The 15,423-nt window shown below is 58.3% G+C and carries 16 protein-coding genes and 1 pseudogene; 12 read left to right on the top strand and 5 right to left on the bottom strand.

Features of this window, described 5'->3' with window-relative positions; translation table 11 throughout:
* The first annotated feature begins 54 nt into the window (after positions 1-54).
* Positions 55-645, top strand: coding sequence for a TetR/AcrR family transcriptional regulator (locus GNG29_RS11830; protein WP_156655483.1), 591 nt, complete (start codon positions 55-57; stop codon positions 643-645).
* Positions 646-674: 29 nt separating this feature from the next.
* Here GNG29_RS11830 and GNG29_RS11825 read toward each other — a convergent pair whose 3' ends face one another.
* Positions 675-1,430 carry an SDR family NAD(P)-dependent oxidoreductase gene (locus GNG29_RS11825; protein ID WP_156654592.1) on the bottom strand — a complete coding sequence of 252 codons (756 nt, stop codon included), beginning with the start codon at positions 1,428-1,430 and terminating at the stop codon, positions 675-677.
* A 158-nt stretch (positions 1,431-1,588) separates the two neighbouring features.
* On the opposite strand from GNG29_RS11825, the gene GNG29_RS11820 reads away from it, so the two are divergent.
* Positions 1,589-2,467, top strand: a complete 879-nt coding sequence (locus tag GNG29_RS11820) for an AraC family transcriptional regulator (RefSeq protein ID WP_103179764.1) — start codon at positions 1,589-1,591, stop codon at positions 2,465-2,467.
* A 16-nt stretch (positions 2,468-2,483) separates the two neighbouring features.
* Here GNG29_RS11820 and GNG29_RS11815 read toward each other — a convergent pair whose 3' ends face one another.
* Positions 2,484-3,413 carry an aromatic alcohol reductase gene (locus GNG29_RS11815; protein WP_156654591.1) on the bottom strand — a complete coding sequence of 310 codons (930 nt, stop codon included), beginning with the start codon at positions 3,411-3,413 and terminating at the stop codon, positions 2,484-2,486.
* A gap of 138 nt (positions 3,414-3,551) precedes the next feature.
* Here GNG29_RS11815 and GNG29_RS11810 point away from each other — a divergent pair, with 138 nt between their 5' ends.
* The gene (locus GNG29_RS11810) at positions 3,552-4,457 is read left to right on the top strand and encodes a LysR family transcriptional regulator (protein WP_156654590.1); all 906 of its coding nucleotides are present in this window, start codon (positions 3,552-3,554) and stop codon (positions 4,455-4,457) included.
* On the opposite strand, the gene GNG29_RS11805 is transcribed toward GNG29_RS11810, so the two are convergent.
* The gene (locus GNG29_RS11805) at positions 4,454-5,377 is read right to left on the bottom strand and encodes a LysR family transcriptional regulator (protein WP_103179761.1); all 924 of its coding nucleotides are present in this window, start codon (positions 5,375-5,377) and stop codon (positions 4,454-4,456) included. The genes GNG29_RS11810 and GNG29_RS11805 overlap by 4 nt on opposite strands.
* A gap of 91 nt (positions 5,378-5,468) precedes the next feature.
* Here GNG29_RS11805 and GNG29_RS11800 point away from each other — a divergent pair, with 91 nt between their 5' ends.
* Entirely contained in the window at positions 5,469-6,335 is an 867-nt protein-coding gene (locus tag GNG29_RS11800) for an MBL fold metallo-hydrolase (protein ID WP_156654589.1), read from the top strand.
* Positions 6,332-6,415, top strand: a pseudogene (locus GNG29_RS11795) (NmrA family NAD(P)-binding protein); the annotation flags it as partial. The gene GNG29_RS11800 and the pseudogene GNG29_RS11795, both read left to right, overlap by 4 nt.
* Positions 6,416-6,479: 64 nt before the next feature.
* Here the strand turns inward: GNG29_RS11795 and GNG29_RS11790 are convergent.
* On the bottom strand, positions 6,480-7,385 hold the full coding sequence (locus GNG29_RS11790) for an SDR family oxidoreductase (RefSeq protein ID WP_103179760.1): 906 nt from the start codon (positions 7,383-7,385) through the stop codon (positions 6,480-6,482).
* Between the two features lie 100 nt (positions 7,386-7,485).
* On the opposite strand from GNG29_RS11790, the gene GNG29_RS11785 reads away from it, so the two are divergent.
* Entirely contained in the window at positions 7,486-8,316 is an 831-nt protein-coding gene (locus GNG29_RS11785) for a helix-turn-helix transcriptional regulator (protein ID WP_156654588.1), read from the top strand.
* On the opposite strand, the gene GNG29_RS11780 is transcribed toward GNG29_RS11785, so the two are convergent.
* Positions 8,313-9,242: an AraC family transcriptional regulator gene (locus GNG29_RS11780; RefSeq protein WP_103179759.1), complete on the bottom strand. Its 930-nt coding sequence runs from the start codon at positions 9,240-9,242 to the stop codon at positions 8,313-8,315. The two genes, GNG29_RS11785 and GNG29_RS11780, sit on opposite strands and share 4 nt — an antisense overlap.
* Before the next feature lie 98 nt (positions 9,243-9,340).
* Here GNG29_RS11780 and GNG29_RS11775 point away from each other — a divergent pair, with 98 nt between their 5' ends.
* From GNG29_RS11775 to GNG29_RS11750, 6 genes are all read left to right on the top strand, one after another.
* Positions 9,341-10,087: an SDR family oxidoreductase gene (locus GNG29_RS11775; RefSeq protein WP_156654587.1), complete on the top strand. Its 747-nt coding sequence runs from the start codon at positions 9,341-9,343 to the stop codon at positions 10,085-10,087.
* Positions 10,088-10,174: 87 nt separating this feature from the next.
* Positions 10,175-10,651 carry an SRPBCC family protein gene (locus tag GNG29_RS11770; protein ID WP_156654586.1) on the top strand — a complete coding sequence of 159 codons (477 nt, stop codon included), beginning with the start codon at positions 10,175-10,177 and terminating at the stop codon, positions 10,649-10,651.
* Positions 10,652-10,759: 108 nt separating this feature from the next.
* Positions 10,760-11,149 (top strand): copper-binding protein, encoded by a 390-nt coding sequence (locus tag GNG29_RS11765; RefSeq protein WP_197431802.1) that lies wholly within the window; start codon positions 10,760-10,762, stop codon positions 11,147-11,149.
* Between the two features lie 45 nt (positions 11,150-11,194).
* Positions 11,195-13,219, top strand: coding sequence for a protein-disulfide reductase DsbD (locus tag GNG29_RS11760; RefSeq protein ID WP_156654585.1), 2,025 nt, complete (start codon positions 11,195-11,197; stop codon positions 13,217-13,219).
* On the top strand, positions 13,219-13,974 hold the full coding sequence (gene dsbG, locus GNG29_RS11755) for a thiol:disulfide interchange protein DsbG (RefSeq protein ID WP_156654584.1): 756 nt from the start codon (positions 13,219-13,221) through the stop codon (positions 13,972-13,974). The genes GNG29_RS11760 and dsbG overlap by 1 nt, the downstream gene beginning before the upstream one ends.
* 168 nt (positions 13,975-14,142) lie before the next feature.
* Positions 14,143-15,405, top strand: a complete 1,263-nt coding sequence (locus GNG29_RS11750; protein ID WP_156654583.1) for a Y-family DNA polymerase — start codon at positions 14,143-14,145, stop codon at positions 15,403-15,405.
* Positions 15,406-15,423 lie beyond the last annotated feature (18 nt).

Genomic DNA, 15,423 nt, shown 5'->3' with positions numbered 1-15,423 from the left:
AGTGGTCATTACAATATGCGTCGGCTACGCGTGCCGTCAAGGAGTAATGTAGTGATCACTACAAAAAAGAGCCGTACCCCAGGACGACCTCGCCGGTTCGATCCTGAGCAGGCCATTGAAACTGCCCAACACCTCTTTCACTCGCAGGGTTATGACGCGGTGAGTGTGGCCGATCTGACGAAGGCGTTCGGCATTAATCCCCCCAGCTTCTATGCCGCTTTTGGCAGCAAGTTGGGGCTTTACACCCGGGTGCTGGAGCGGTATAGCCATACTGGCGCGATCCCCTTTACTGAACTCCTGCGTCACGACCGCCCGGTGGTGCAGTGCCTGATGGATGTTCTGCACGACGCGGCAAAACGCTATGTGAACGATCCGGCGGCGGCCGGGTGCCTGGTGCTGGAAGGGATCCATTGCAACGATCGGCCTGCGCGCGAGGCGGCAAGCGAATTGCACACTGCCGCGGAAGAGACTATCCGGGCCTATATTGCCCAATACTATCCGCACGAAGCCGTTCGGCTGACCGACTTTATCAGCACATTGATGGCGGGACTGTCGGCGAAAGCACGGGCAGGGGATAGTCTGGCGCGTCTGCAGGAGACCGTGCGCCTGGCGGGGCTGGCCCTGGCGCCGTTACTTCCGCGCTGAGGCCAGACCCGGTTCTTATGGCGTGGGGATCAGATGGTCTGTCCGCCCGACACCTCGATACGCTGGGCGGTCACCCACCGGTTGTCGTCACGCAGCAGGCTGGCGACCATCGGTCCGATATCGTCGGGAATGCCGACACGCCCGAGCGCGGTCATGGCGGCAAACTGTGCGTTAACATCGGCGTTGTCGCGCACCAGGCCGCCGCCGAAATCGGTCTCAATGGCCCCTGGCGCGACGGTATTGACGGTGATACCGCGCCCGCCCAGCTCGCGGGCCATATACACGCCCAGCATCTCAACCGCCGCTTTTGCCGCGGCGTAGGCCGAGAATCCCGGGTAGGAAACCCGGGTCAAACCGGACGAAAAGTTAACGATCCGCCCGCCGTCGGCCAGCATCGGGAGCAGCGCCTGCACCAGGAAAAACACCCCTTTGACGTGAACGTCGAACAACCCGTCGAACTGTGCTTCGGTGGTATCAGTAAGGGTGGCAAACTCACCGTGACCGGCGTTGTTAATCAGATGATCGAAGGTGTCGCGCGCCCAGACTTCAGCAAGCTGCGTGCGCAATGTTTCAGCAAAGCGCGGGAAACTTGCCGTCTGCGCCATATCAAGCTGGAGGGCAATCGCTTTGCGTCCCAGCGCGCGGATCTCCGCGACAACCGCTTCAGCCTGCTCGGTGTTTCCTCTGTAAGCGACAATGACATCACCCCCCTGTTGTGCAATGGCGAGGGCGGTACGACGGCCGAGGCCACGGTTGGCGCCGGTGATAAGTGCGATTTTATTCATGACAGCTCCTGTCTGTTGAGTGGTATCACTACAGTAGGAGAAGCCCCTCTGTGGCCATTGCCCGATCCTTGTGAAGTTTTGCCCATTTCTCTTCCAGGGGGGTGTTCTGTCGCCAGTTATCACATACTATCGTTAAAAAACTTGCCCGAAAGGATCCTATGCCTGCTGCACTGTTCGAGCTTTGCCGCCGCTATGCTGATACGCACGCTGACCGTAGCGGGGTTGCTGCTACGCCGGTTCCGGGGTTGACGATTGTCCGGGCTTTGCATCCCGGCGATTTGCAGGCGGCCATCAACAAACCGCTGATTGCGATGCTGTTGCAGGGACGCAAATGCGTCACGACCGGTACTGAACGTTTTGACTATGGCCCGGGCGAGGCGATGGTGATTGCTGCGGATGTGCCGACGATCAGCCAGATTACCCAGGCCAGCCTTCGCCATCCCTACTATTCCCTGGTGCTCGAGCTGGATACTGCCATCCTGCGTGAGCTTCAGGCGCTGGCACCCGCAGGGCAGGGTGACGGGCCTTACGTCGGCATTGAACCAATGAATGCCGGGGTGGCGGATGCCGCTTACCGGCTGGCAAGACTGTTTGACGACCCGCCTGCGCTGGCGGTCCTGGGTGAGGGATTACGCAGAGAGCTGCATTACTGGCTACTTCGCAGCGTACACGGGGCGGCTATCCGTGCCCTTGGCGCAGCAGAGAGCTATTCCGCACGCATCAGCCGCGCGGTCGCGGTTTTGCGTAAGGATTTTACCCGCACGATAAGCGTTGAAGAGCTTGCCGGCGTGGCGGGAATGAGCGTTTCCGTGTTCCATCAACATTTCCGGGCTATCACCACCACCTCGCCGTTACAGTTTCAGAAACAGCTGCGCCTGATCCACGCCCGTCGGCTGATGCTGACAGAAGGAACTGCCATTGCCCAGGCGGCCTACAGGGTAGGCTATGCCAGCGTGTCGCAGTTCACCCGGGAATATGCCCGGATGTATGGCGTGCCGCCGGGGCGTGACAGGCGGCTGGCTAAAGCCAGCGCCTGAGGCCGGAAGACAAACGTTAAATGGCCGTTTTGAGCCAGGAGGCAATATCCTGCGTGGGCAGATTGTTCCGCGCATTCCAGGTTTCACTCATCGGCCACCACACTCCCTCTCCCCGGGCAAAGGCGACGCGATAGCGCAGCATCGGATCATCCGGCTGTAAACGCAGTTCTTCCTGTAAGGCGGGCAGCGTGAATACGCTTTTCGCGAAGGTCTGTTTTGTGACGCGTTCAACCGTTTCCGCCAGTTTGCCATAGGAGGTCGTTTCCCCCGCGACAAAGACCACCTCGTTGACGATACGCGGCTGCTGCAAATAGATCGCAGTGGTCAGCCGGCCAATATCCGCGGGTGAGGTCACGGTGACCTGGGTGTCCCATCCTCCGAGAGCATGAAGGGTTCTGTTGGCTAAATTCACCACATCAAACGCCGGTTCGAAGAGAAAGCTGGTAAACATACCGGTTGACACAATCACCCACTCCGTCGCGCGCTGTTCCCGCAACAGGGTTCTGACCTCATACTGCTCGTCCCAGACGGGTTGGCCGCTTCCTTTGCCGACCACATCGTAATTAACGCCAAACTGCCAGGGGAAGTAGCGTCTCACGCCCGCTTCCAGCACCGCGCGGGTAATTTTTATCTGGGTGCCTGCACCGGCGATAAAACCCATGCAGTTGATCACCGTATCAAAGCCAGCAAAGTGGGGTTTTAACGATTCAATCGTACTGGCTGCAACGTCAACGGCCATAAATGTTGCGCCTGAATCAGCCAGTCGCTGATGATCATCGGCCAGCAGGTTGCCCTGTTGATCCAGTGACCCGGGCGAGACGATAATCGAGACGCTGCCGTTTCGCCGTGTGACTGCCGGGATCAGAAAATCCAGTACGGCGGTGCCCAGTTGTCCCGCTCCCAGCACCAATACTTTTTCGCCCTGATTAACATTGCGCTCTGTCATTTTTATTCCTCATCTTTGTCAGCAGCTTGTTTGCTGCGATTAAGGCCATTTTATGGCAGGGTGGTTTATGCGATAAGAGGCTGAGGACGGGTTAGACTGTTCGTGAAAATGGCATAATCAGTCGGTCTGGAGGGCAATATGGATAAGCTGGAAGCAATGCAGGTCTATGTCGGCGTGGTGGATACCCATAGCTTCGCCAGGACAGCCGAAGCGATGGGATTGCCGCGTTCAACGGTATCCCGCGTGATTAAGGATCTGGAAGCCTGGCTCGGGATCAAGCTTCTGCAGCGAACCACCCGCACACTCAGCGTGACCGCCGATGGCCGACGGTACTATGAGGAGTGCAAACGCGTGCTGGCTGATATTGCCGCCATAGAATCCTCTTTTCCTGGCCGGGCGGCGCAGCCCAAAGGGCGTTTCAAGGTGGGGATGCCGCAGTCGCTGGCCCGGCACTGCATTCTCCCGAGGCTAGCGGAGTTTCTGCAGCTGTATCCTGAGCTGGAGTTGATCCTGTGTTCCAGCGATAACGTCGAAGATATCATTCAGGAAGGGTATGACTGCGTGATTCGTACCGGCAGAATCGACGATTCAACCACGCTGGTGGCTCGACCTCTCGCGAACTTTAAGTGGGTGGTTCTGGCCTCTCCGGCATACCTTGCCGCCCATGGTAAGCCGGAAAATATTGATGATCTGGAAAGGCATTACGCCGTTGGCTATCTCAACCATCGCACCGGACGCACCACCGACTGGTTTTTTACCCTTGAGGAGGGCGATTGCGCGATCCGGATGAAGGAGACGCTGGTTGTCGATGATACCGACGCCTATATTCAGGCCGGTATACAGGGGCTTGGGGTAATCCGTGTCGCCAGCTATCTGGTTGCGCCTTACCTGCAAAACGGCGCGCTCATCGCCTGCATGGATAACCTCTCTTTTGATTTGCCGCTTTCGCTGGTCTATCCGCAAAACAGGTATTTACCGCCTTCGGTGCGCGCATTTTATGACTGGAGCCGCGCGGTGCTGCAACAACCTGTGAGGGGGGCTTAAACGCGCTGTATGGCTCTTTTTAACTGCTCCACCAGCCAGTTCAGCGCCGGATCCTGCGCCCGGCGCTTGTGGCGCAACAGACACAACGTAAACGAGGGATAATTCACGGGCGTGGCGCTGGTGCGTAAAGCAAAATGCTGCTGCCATCGTCGGGCCAGTCCGTCGGGAACCGTGGCGAAAACGGGCATCGTGGTTAACAGCAGAGGAAAGGTGGAAAAATTGGCCGTCACGTAACGCACGCGCCGCTGCAACCCCTGGCTGGCAAGCTGCCGGTCAATTTCACTGTGGCTTGATTCGCGATACGACACCATAACATGTTCATAAGCGATAAAGTCGTTTACCGACAAGGGCCCTTCACAGGGGATCTGCTCTGCTGACCAGAGCGTCGAAACGCCCATTGTCATGACGGGCTCGCTCACGATCTCTCCCGTGCTCTGCTTGTTCAGCGAAACGGCAATATCAATGGCATCCTCCTCCAGTAATCGACGTACCTGAAAGGGATCGGCGGGGAGACTATGCAGCGCCACGCCAGGTGCCTGATGGGCGATGGCGGGCAGGAGATCCGGCATCAGCCAGTGCTCGCTCCAGTCGCTTATGCCCAGGCGAAAGGTCCGTTTTGCCGTGGCGGGAGAGAAGTCCTGAGCGCCAAAAATGACGGTATGCAGGTTTTCCATCAGCGGTTGCATATGAACCATCAAGGCTTCGGCGCGCGGTGTCGGCAGCATCCCCCGGGCCGCGCGAACGAACAGCGGGTCATCAAACATCTCCCGTAGTCTTTTCAACGCCCCGCTGATGGCCGGTTGCCCAAGATGCAGCACCTCTGCGGTACGGGTGACGCTCGCTTCCCGGTATAACACCAGAAACACCGTCAGGAGATTCAAATCTATCCGGTTAAAATCATTTTCAATGATTTTCTTCATCATGTTAATCAATTTGAATGTTAGTTATCCCAGCAGCATAGTGAATCTCAACCTGGTAAATCAACTATGCCGAGAACAGGCGGAGGGCGTTATGCAATCTTACCGGATAGGCGACACGGTTATTTTTAAGATCATGGAGCGAGAAATTAAAATACCAACAGCGGAGTTATATCCTGATTATCTCCGGCCCGCAGACGCAGAATGGGCCCGTCAGAGCGTACCGCTGTCGATCCACAGTTGGGTCATACGTACTCCCGACGATATTATTGTGATTGATACCGGCACCGGTAATGGTCGCGAACGCGGTGGTAATCCGTTTTACCATCAATTGCACACAGGCTACCTGGAGAATTTTCTGGCCTCGGGCATTAAGCCGGAAGAGGTGACCCTGGTATTACTGACTCACCTGCACACTGACCATGTTGGCTGGAACACTCTCTGGCGGGATAACCGCTGGGTGCCGATGTTTCCCAACGCGCGTTATATCTGCTCTGAGAAAGAGCTTATTCGGGTACAAAACAGTGAACGCTACCGGAATTTATGGCTCGACAGCCTGCTGCCGGTGATTGACGCGGGCCTGCTGGAAACCGTTGATGTGGCCGCGCAGCCGGTATTTAGCGGCAGAATTTCTTATACCCCCATGCCCGGGCACAGCCCCGATCATGCGGCGTTGATCCTCTCCGCGGGCGGCGAATATGCCTTCTTTGCCGGGGATATTGCACATTCACCGTGGCAGTTTAGCCACCCGGAATGGAATTCGGTGTTTTGCAGCGACCATCACGAGGCGGAAAAGTCACGGCGTCGGGCGATGGCATGGTGTGCGGAACATAACGCCCTGTGGTGTAGCGCCCATTTCGCTGGCTCCTCCTGCGGCTGGCTGAGTGTTGATGAACATGGGCACTATCGCTGGACTGAGGCGAATGACACGCCAACCTTTTTCGGGAGTACGCAACAATGAACAACGCTTCTGTGATTCTGGTTTTTGGCGCGACGGGTCAGCAGGGCGGCTCGGTCGCGAATGCGCTGCTTAACAACGGCTGACTGGGCGTATAACCGGTAGGGCGTTTTCCCGGCGTCACAACGGTGACACCGGGCGGGATGGCTAGCGGGAGGATAACAGCGGCGCGTAATCCATATTCTCCAGATCCTCGAGCAGGCCGGGGCCGGTGGGATGCCAGCCCAACTGCTGACGTGTCCAGGCGGAGGATGCGCGCAGGTTTATGGCGGCGAAAATAGCGAACCAGCCAAAATGCGCTTCAGCCTCTGAGGAGGGGAGCGAGATGTACGGCAGATCGAGCTTGCGGGCAATGATTTCTGCGATCTGCCGGAGGGGCACCCCTTCTTCGGCAACAGCGTGGTAGCGTTGACCGCTTTCGCCACGCTCCAGCACCTGTCGGTAGAGCGCGGCGACATCGCTGACGTGCGCCGCCGACCAGCGGTTATCGCCCTCACCGATGCAGGCCACAACGCCTTTCTCAATCGCGTGCTGAATATACCAGGTGATGAGGCCCTGGCGCCGGGTATCATGCACCTGTGGCAGACGCACAACCTGCACATTAACACCTTCAGCAAGCAGCGCATTGCCTTCAGTTTCTGTTGCCACCCGGGGATGGCTGTTCCCGGCGTTAAAGTGCTTTTCCTGCGCTAATGCCGTGGCGGTGTCATCGCCCATGCCGGTTCCTGACGTAATAATCAACGGGCGATCGCTGCCTTTCAGCGCCTGGCCCATGGCATGGATAGCCCGCCGATCCTTTTCACAGTTCTCGACGAAACGGTGAAAATCATGATCAAAAGCCGTATGGATCACCGCTTCCGCATGCTGTGCGCCCGCCGCTAACGTATCGGGGTCATCCAGGGTTCCGCGATGAACCTCCGCCCCCGTATTCCTGAGCGCCTGCGCGCTGCTCTCCGAGCGGGCGAGCGCGGTAACCTGATGTCCGGCCGCCAGCAGTTCAGTGAGGATCCGGGAGCCAATAAAGCCACTTGCGCCGGTAAGAAAAACTCGCATAACACACCTCCAGAGTAGGGTTCCGGAACAGAGTAGCGCTATAGTCAGACGAGAAAAGTAGAGACATTATCAGGGTATAAACCTTAACAGGATGACGACGATGCACACTGCTATGCAGTCACTGGGCGATTTTCTACGGGCGCGACGTTTACGCCTCGATCCGGCCACCTTTGGCTTTAGCCCGGGCAGGCGACGCACGCCCGGATTGCGCCGTGAAGAAGTTGCTCAGCTCGCCAGTATCAGCCCGGTCTGGTACACCTGGCTTGAACAGGGACGCGGCGGCGCGCCGTCGCGGGAGGTACTTAACCGTATCGCCAGCGGGCTACGCCTGACCTCACCGGAACGCGAGCACCTGTTTATGCTGGCATTCGGCCATCCGCCCGGCACCCGTTTCACCGTTTCTGCCGAAATCGCGCCACGATTACAGCGGGTTCTGGATGCATTGAGCATCCCTGCCATCGTCAAAACCATTACCTGGGACGTCATTGCCTGGAATCGCGCCGCCGCATGCGTTTTAACCGATTATGCGCGGCTGCCCGCAACAGAGCGTAACGTTCTGCGCCGCCTGTTCACCGATCCGGCAGTACGCCGGGCGCAGGATGACTGGCAGGCGGTGGCGCGGTTGGTGGTTTACGCGTTTCGTGCTGACGTGGCGCGCGCGGGAACATCGCCGGAAACCACCAGCCTGATTGCCGAACTTTCCCGTCAGAGCCCGGAATTTGCTGCCTGGTGGCAGAGCAACGATGTCGCCAGTCACGGTGAGGGGGTGAAGCGTATCTATCATCCCCAGGCCGGCGCGATAGAGCTTGAATTCTCAACCTTTGCGGTGGAGGGGCGGCCGGATCTGGCGATGCTGGTGTTTAACCCGGCGACAGAGGAGAGCCGCCTGAAAATTGATGCCCAGCTCAGACAATCCCCGCTCTGTGATTAACCGGTGTCGGCGAGCCCGACATGTTTAACCGCCGCGCGATGCTGCGCATATTTCCCCGGCGGCACACCGACATAGCGGGTAAACGCCACGCTGAATGCGCTGGCGGAGCCGTAACCCGTGCGCTCTGCCACTTCGGCGACCGTGACGCCGGTATCGCACAGCAGTTGCATGGCGAGGGTCATGCGCCAGGAGAGCAGGTATCCCATCGGCGTGACCCCGGTCATCTCCGTAAAGCGCTCAAACAGCATCGAGCGGGAGAGGGCGCAGCGACTGGCCAGCGCCTGCACCGTCCATTTTCTGGCAGGCTCCTGATGTATCAGCCGTATCGCCTGGGCGATACGGGGATCGGCCAGACCACGCACTAATCCGGGCGTGGCGAGGGATGTGCCAGAGCGGATAGCCTCGATAAAGAGCAGTTCCAGCATGCGCGCCAGCATGAACGCTTTTCCGGAGCGTTGCGCCTGGGCTTCATCCTTTAACAATCCGACCAGCAGCGAAAGACGCTTTTCATCACGCACAAACACAAGCCCGGGCAACAATGAAACCAGCAAACCCGCATCGGGTGATTCAGACATGCAGTGACCAACCAGCGCCAGCATTTCAGGGTCAGCATGGGGATCGCCGAGCCGGAAATGTCTCTCTGCCACTTCGATGGGGATAGTATCGACACCTGGCGAAGCAGGCGGGACGAGGCTCGTCAACGCAAAGTTGTAGGCTGCGGGTATTAAAACAAAGTCACCGGCATGCAGCGTGAGGGGCTCATCGCCTTCGCGCTCAAGGCGGCACGCCCCTTCAAGCACAGCGCAATAGAATGACAACCCCTCATCCGAACGGCGGACCCGCCAGGCGCCCGCGCCGGTCACCGTTTTTGTCAGCACCGCTTTGAGCTTTAACATGGCGATGGCTTCGGCTAACGGATCGCTCATTTCCGGACTCCTGCTAAAGAATGACGGACGTTTGAATATATATCGTCCAGTCAGGGCTGTCTATTATGTGCTCAGGTAAACCACACGCAGGAGTGATTATGAAAACGGTTATGATTACCGGCTGTTCATCAGGTTTTGGTCTGGAAACCGCACGGTATTTTCTTGAGCAGGGCTGGAAGGTGATTGCGACGATGCGCACACCGCAGGAGAATCTTCTTCCCGGGAGCGCGCGTTTACGTCTCCTGAGCCTCGATGTCACTTCGCAGCCGAGCATAGATCGGGCGATCGCTGACGCCGGCGACATCGATGTTCTGGTCAACAACGCCGGGGTGGGGATGTTAAACGCCCTGGAAGGTGTCTCCCCGGAGGCGGTCAGAGACATTTTTGAAACCAACACGCTTGGCACTCTCGCCATGACCCGGGCCGTACTCCCACAATTCAGACAACGTCGTTCAGGGGTGATCGTGAATGTCACGTCTGCGGTCACCCTTCAACCGCTGCCGCTGCTTGCGGTCTATACCGCCAGTAAGGCGGCGGTTAATGCGTTCACCGAATCTCTGGCAATTGAGCTTGCGCCGTTTAATATCCGCGTGGGCCTGGTGCTGCCCGGGCGTTCGCCTGCGACCCGTTTCGGCGAAAATGCGCAACGGATCATGGGATCGATTCCCGCAGAGTATGCCGCGTTGAGCGAGCGTGTCTTTCAGGGCATGCAGGATGCGCATGCGAGCGTAACCTTACCCGAGGATGTGGCAAAAGCCATCTGGCAGATGGCAACGGATCCGGATACGCCGATCCGTTTACCGGCCGGAGAGGATGCCCGGCAGATGGCGGCGCATCTCATGTAGAATCCGCCACAGTCAATCCTGCACGTTTAGCGGTTATCCGACATACTGAAGCGTAATGCAGGAGACAATCACTGGAAGGCGTGCCCTATGGCTGATTATACCTTTTCCACACTCTGGCGGGTGGAGGCCTCGCTCCAGGAGGTCTGGGCGATTTTATCGCATCCCGATGTGTGGCCCGAATGGTGGGGAAGCCTGGAGCAGGTTATCGAGCTAAAGAGAGGGGATGCCCGGGGAATTGGCGCCCTGCATCGCTATACCTGGAAGGGGGCGCTTCCGTATCGGTTAACCTTTGATATCCACGTGCTCACCATTCAGCCCCTCTCGCTGCTGGAAGGGGAAGCCAGCGGTGAGGTGGAAGGGCGCGGTGTGTGGTCTTTTTCTGAGCACGAGGGCAACACGCTCGTCAGGTATGACTGGGATATCCGCACCACTACCCGCTGGATGAACCTGCTCGCGCCGCTGGCCGCTCCCGTTTTTCGCTGGAATCATCACCGGGTAATGCGCGACGGCGCAAAAGGTTTAGCCCGTAAATTGGGCAGGCGGGTAGAGATGTCGGTCGGGTAAAGGGGCGTCAGGCGTTGGGCGACTTACTGGTGAAGCGGCGCGCCGGTTGGCATTACTTTACAAATTGCCCCTTGCCCGCAGAGGCGACGCTCACTATTCTCATTGCCCATGACTATCCTGACCGGTCCGACTCAACATAAAAACAGGCAACTGAGAGCCCTCGCGCTGCTTTTCGTTGCCTGTGTTGTCATGCTGATCTGTCTGACCCAGCGGGCCGCTATCCTGCACCACATGCAGGTCAAAGCCGCCACGCTCTCGTTGAGTACTGAACATAGCCCGCAGGAACTTTCCTCCCCTGGGTTGTCCCCCTGCGAGTTGAGCGCCCACTCGCTGCTCTCCGCCCAACCTCTTCATTTTGATAACCTTCTGCTGTTACCCGGTCTGCTGGTTCTCGTTTTAGCGGTGCTGATCAAAATCAGCGTCCTGCCGAGGCCGGTGATCCTGTTCCGTCCTCCGCTTCTTCGAATACATCTCAAAAACTGCGTTTTCCGTGAATGACTGACATGGCAGTGCCTGTTTAGTCAATTTTTCACGGAGAAAACTATGAAAACGCTTTTCAGGAGCCTGTGGTTCCTGTTGTTCAGCCTGTCCGCGGCCTGCGCTGCGGTACCGGGCTGGCCGATGACGCCTGACAATGCCCACGCTCAGGTGCAGGTCTGGCACGATGCGCCAGCAGAGGGAAAAGTTCGCCTGCTGCTGGATGTTACCCCTGATGAAGGGTGGAAAACCTACTGGCGAACCCCCGGCGACGGCGGCTTTCGGCCTGTAATAGAGTGGGCGTCCAGGGCCACTACCCAGTGGCACTGGCCGCGTCCCGTGCGCTTTACTTCCGCTGGCTTTAGTTCGGTCGGCTACGACCGTCGGGTGGTGTTTCCGCTGGAAATCACCACCGATGAGGTGCAGCGTTTGCGCGGGAAACTGACGCTTTCGCTGTGCAGTAACCTCTGCGTGGTTAACACGTTCCCGCTGGATATCAATCTTGCCGCCGGTCCGTCGGCGGACTTTGCCAGCGCCTGGGATGAGGCGATGCGGGCGGTTCCTGCGACACACGGCGCGATAGCGGTTAAATCCGTCGCCACGGACCGCGACACCCTGACGGTGAAACTGACCTCGCCGCAAGGCTGGTCCCGGCCCGAACTCTTCACCGATAACCCGACGGAGGCGACGCTTGCTCCGCTCCAGACAGCGGTTCAGGGCGACACCCTGACCGCACGGTTTAGCGTCAGCGACAGCCAGGGAGAGCCGCTGGCGGCCGACGGTTTACAGCAGATCGCACTGCTGGTCAGCGACGGTGCGCAGAGCCAGCAGCTTACGGTTGAGCTCAGCCCCGGTCCCTCCACCACGTTCTGGCAGATCCTGGCCGTGGCGCTGGTGGGTGGCCTGATCCTCAACCTGATGCCCTGCGTGCTGCCGGTGCTGGGGATCAAGCTCGCGTCGCTGATGACCCTGGCCGGGAGCACACGACGCCAGACACGGCTGCGTTTTCTGGCGACGGCGGGCGGGATCATCTTCTCGTTTCTGGTGCTGGCGGCGGTCGTTACCGGTCTTCGGCTGTCCGGGGCCTGGATTGGCTGGGGCTTTCAGTTCCAGAATCCGTGGTTTATTGGCGCGATGGTGCTGGTGACGTGGATTTTTTGTTTCAGCCTTGCGGGCCTGCTGGAAATCCGCCTGCCTTCCACGCTCACTACCCGGCTGGCTACCGCCGGTGGGAACGGCATCGGTGGGAGTTTCCTGGAAGGCGCGTTTGCAACCCTGCTCGCCACGCCCTGTACGGCGCCGTTCCTCGGCACGGCCGTCACCTTCGCCCTGGCGGCACCTGTCCATCAACTGTGGCTGGTCTTTTTGGTGCTGGGTATCGGGATGAGCCTTCCCTGGCTGGCGATCGCCATGGCCCCCGGCGTGGCGCGCTGGCTGCCGAAGCCCGGCCCCTGGATGGGGAAACTGCGTCTGGTGCTGGTGCTCCTGATGCTGGGCTCCGGCATCTGGCTGATGTCATTGCTGGTCAAAGAGTGGGGCGCACGCTATGTGTTGATTGGCGGCGGCCTGATGGTGGCGTTGTTCCTCTACCGCTGCGCAAAGGCCATGCCGCATCACAGAGAGAATCTGCGCAGCCTGGCGTTTGGCGTCCTGTTTGGCGCCGGGCTGTATGCGTTTCTGGCGCCGCAACCTCAGGGGAAGGAGGATTCTCCCCTCAACTGGCAGCCGCTGAGTGAGGCCGCGCTCAGCGAGGCCCTGACTGCCAGAAAGCGCGTGCTGGTAGATATCACCGCTGACTGGTGTCTGAACTGCCGGGTTAATGAGGTTATGGTGCTTCATCGCCCTGAGGTAGTGGCGGCTTTAAACCGCGACGACATGGTCCTGTTGCAGGGCAACTGGAGCCAGCCCTCGGCGGAAATCGAGCAGTTCCTGAGGCGCTACGGCGCCAGCGGCATTCCGTTTAACGCCATTTTTGGTCCTTCACTTCCGCAGGGGCATGTTCTGCCCTCCCTGCTGAGCAAAGAGGCCTTACTGACCGCGCTGGCGAAGGCCGGGGCGGCTACACCATCTGATTTTACTGAGGAAAAATAATGAAGAAGATCCTGTCCCTGTTGATTCTGACGTTCAGCGCCGCCACGCAGGCGCAGCCCGGTGATTTACCCGAACCTGTTAAGCAAATCCAGAAACAGGGCATTGAAATCATCAAGCCGTTCAGCGCGCCCGGCGGCGTAGAAGGGTGGCTGGGCAAATATCAGGACATGGGCGTCACGCTCTATCTCACGCCGGATAAAAAACATGTTGTTTCAGGCTATATGTATGATGCCCAGGGCAATAACCTGAGCGAGAAGATCATCAACGAGGAGATCTATATTCCCGCCGGGCGCGAAATGTGGAAACAGCTCACCGCCGCGCCGGGGATCAAAGAGGGCAGCGCGGACGCGAAATGTCAGGTAGTGGTATTCGCCGATCCTTTCTGCCCCTACTGCAATAAGTTCTGGCATCAGGCGCAGCCCTTTATCAAGGATAAAAGCATCAACACCACAACCCTGCTGGTGGGCGTGATCCGCCCGGACAGCGCGCAGTATGCGGCGGCCATCCTCTCCGCGAAGGATCCGGCTAAAGTGTGGTATGAGATGGAGAGCAGCGACGGTAAAACCAAACCGGCGCTGACGAGTGATACCCCACCTGCGGTGTTTAAGCAGATAGAGCATAACCAGCAGCTGATGACGCAGTTGGGGGCCAGCGGCACGCCTGCCATCTATTACCTGAATAAAGATCGCGCCCTGCAGCAGATCGTCGGCTTGCCGGATGCTAAGCAGATGGCCGATCTGGTGGCCTGTAAATAACCGTCTCTGGTTATTAACCTGAACCATAGTCTCAACCGTTGTGCCGGTAAGCACCTTGATTTGTTCGTAAAATCACTGATACTGTATATATATACAGTTAAACGGATTTGAGACTATGCTATTCACCTTCCCGCACGTTGCTGCGCCCGTTAAAGGGCGCAAATAATCATGTTTGCGCTTGTCGATGTGAACAGTTTCTATGCTTCGTGCGAGACGGTGTTTCGCCCGGATCTGAAAGGGCGCCCGGTGGTGGTGCTGTCGAATAACGATGGCTGCGTGATTGCCCGCAGCGCCGAGGCGAAAGGTCTGGTGACGATGGGGGCGCCTTATTTCAAACAGAAAGAGATCTTCCGCCGCCACGGGATTGTCGCCTTCAGCAGTAACTATGAGCTGTATGCTGACATGAGCCATCGGGTGATGACCACCCTGGAAGAGATCGCTCCGCGGGTCGAGATCTACTCGATTGATGAGGCGTTTTGCGATCTTACTGGGGTCAGTAACTGCTACAATCTGGACGCCTTTGGCCGCGAAATCCGCCGAACGGTACTGCAACATACACACCTCACCGTCGGGGTAGGGATCGCGCCCACCAAAACCCTCGCCAAACTGGCGAACTTTGCGGCAAAAAAATGGCAGCGGCAGACCGGGGGCGTGGTCGATTTATCCGGCGTTGAGCGTCAGCGAAAGCTGATGGCGGCGCTGCCCGTCGAAGAGGTATGGGGCGTCGGGCGACGGTTGAGTAAAAAGCTCAGTGCGATGGGCATTCATACCGTGCTGGATCTGGCGAACACTCCCACCGACCTGATCCGCAAGCATTTCAGCGTGGTGCTGGAACGCACCGTTCGCGAGCTGCGCGGCGAGTCCTGCCTGGGGTTTGAAGAGTTTGCCCCGCACAAGCAGGAGATCATCTGCTCCCGCTCGTTCGGGGAGCGGATCTCAGACTATGAGGCGATGCGCCAGGCCATCTGTAGCTACGCCGCCCGCGCCGCCGAGAAGCTGCGGGCCGAGCATCAGTACTGCCGGTTTATTTCGGCTTTCGTGAAGACCTCGCCGTTTGCGCTGAACGAGCCTTACTACGGCAATAGCGCCTCCGTCAAACTGCTGACGCCAACCGAAGACAGCCGGGACATCATTAACGCGGCGACGCGCTGTCTGGATCTCATCTGGCGAGAGGGGCTACGCTATCAAAAAGCGGGCGTCATGCTGGGGGATTTTTTCAGCTCGGGCGTCGCGCAGCTTAATTTATTTGATGAAAATCCGCCGCGCCGCAATAGCGAAAAGCTGATGGCTCTCGTCGACAAATTAAATGAGCAAGGGCGCGGAACAATCTGGTTTGCGGGGCAGGGAATAGAGCAGCAGTGGCAAATGAAAAGGGAAATGTTGTCCCCGCGATATACCACACGTTTTTCGGATTTACTGCGCGTCAAATAAATGGCTTTCACCAAAACA

Origin of the sequence: Leclercia sp. Colony189, assembly GCF_009740165.1 — a bacterium.
Taxonomy (GTDB): Bacteria; Pseudomonadota; Gammaproteobacteria; order Enterobacterales; family Enterobacteriaceae; genus Enterobacter.
Note: the sequence above shows the minus strand (reverse complement) of the source record. Positions and strands in the feature narration are given on the sequence as shown.

Coding starts and splice junctions, on each gene's coding strand:
- GNG29_RS11765 (WP_197431802.1), top strand. CDS start 10,760: ATGACTATCCTGACCGGTCCGACTCAACATAAAAACAGGCAACTGAGA.
- GNG29_RS11800 (WP_156654589.1), top strand. CDS start 5,469: ATGCAATCTTACCGGATAGGCGACACGGTTATTTTTAAGATCATGGAG.
- GNG29_RS11820 (WP_103179764.1), top strand. CDS start 1,589: ATGCCTGCTGCACTGTTCGAGCTTTGCCGCCGCTATGCTGATACGCAC.
- GNG29_RS11775 (WP_156654587.1), top strand. CDS start 9,341: ATGAAAACGGTTATGATTACCGGCTGTTCATCAGGTTTTGGTCTGGAA.
- GNG29_RS11810 (WP_156654590.1), top strand. CDS start 3,552: ATGGATAAGCTGGAAGCAATGCAGGTCTATGTCGGCGTGGTGGATACC.
- dsbG (WP_156654584.1), top strand. CDS start 13,219: ATGAAGAAGATCCTGTCCCTGTTGATTCTGACGTTCAGCGCCGCCACG.
- GNG29_RS11750 (WP_156654583.1), top strand. CDS start 14,143: ATGTTTGCGCTTGTCGATGTGAACAGTTTCTATGCTTCGTGCGAGACG.
- GNG29_RS11780 (WP_103179759.1), bottom strand. CDS start 9,242: ATGAGCGATCCGTTAGCCGAAGCCATCGCCATGTTAAAGCTCAAAGCG.
- GNG29_RS11805 (WP_103179761.1), bottom strand. CDS start 5,377: ATGAAGAAAATCATTGAAAATGATTTTAACCGGATAGATTTGAATCTC.
- GNG29_RS11760 (WP_156654585.1), top strand. CDS start 11,195: ATGAAAACGCTTTTCAGGAGCCTGTGGTTCCTGTTGTTCAGCCTGTCC.
- GNG29_RS11815 (WP_156654591.1), bottom strand. CDS start 3,413: ATGACAGAGCGCAATGTTAATCAGGGCGAAAAAGTATTGGTGCTGGGA.
- GNG29_RS11790 (WP_103179760.1), bottom strand. CDS start 7,385: ATGCGAGTTTTTCTTACCGGCGCAAGTGGCTTTATTGGCTCCCGGATC.
- GNG29_RS11785 (WP_156654588.1), top strand. CDS start 7,486: ATGCACACTGCTATGCAGTCACTGGGCGATTTTCTACGGGCGCGACGT.
- GNG29_RS11825 (WP_156654592.1), bottom strand. CDS start 1,430: ATGAATAAAATCGCACTTATCACCGGCGCCAACCGTGGCCTCGGCCGT.
- GNG29_RS11770 (WP_156654586.1), top strand. CDS start 10,175: ATGGCTGATTATACCTTTTCCACACTCTGGCGGGTGGAGGCCTCGCTC.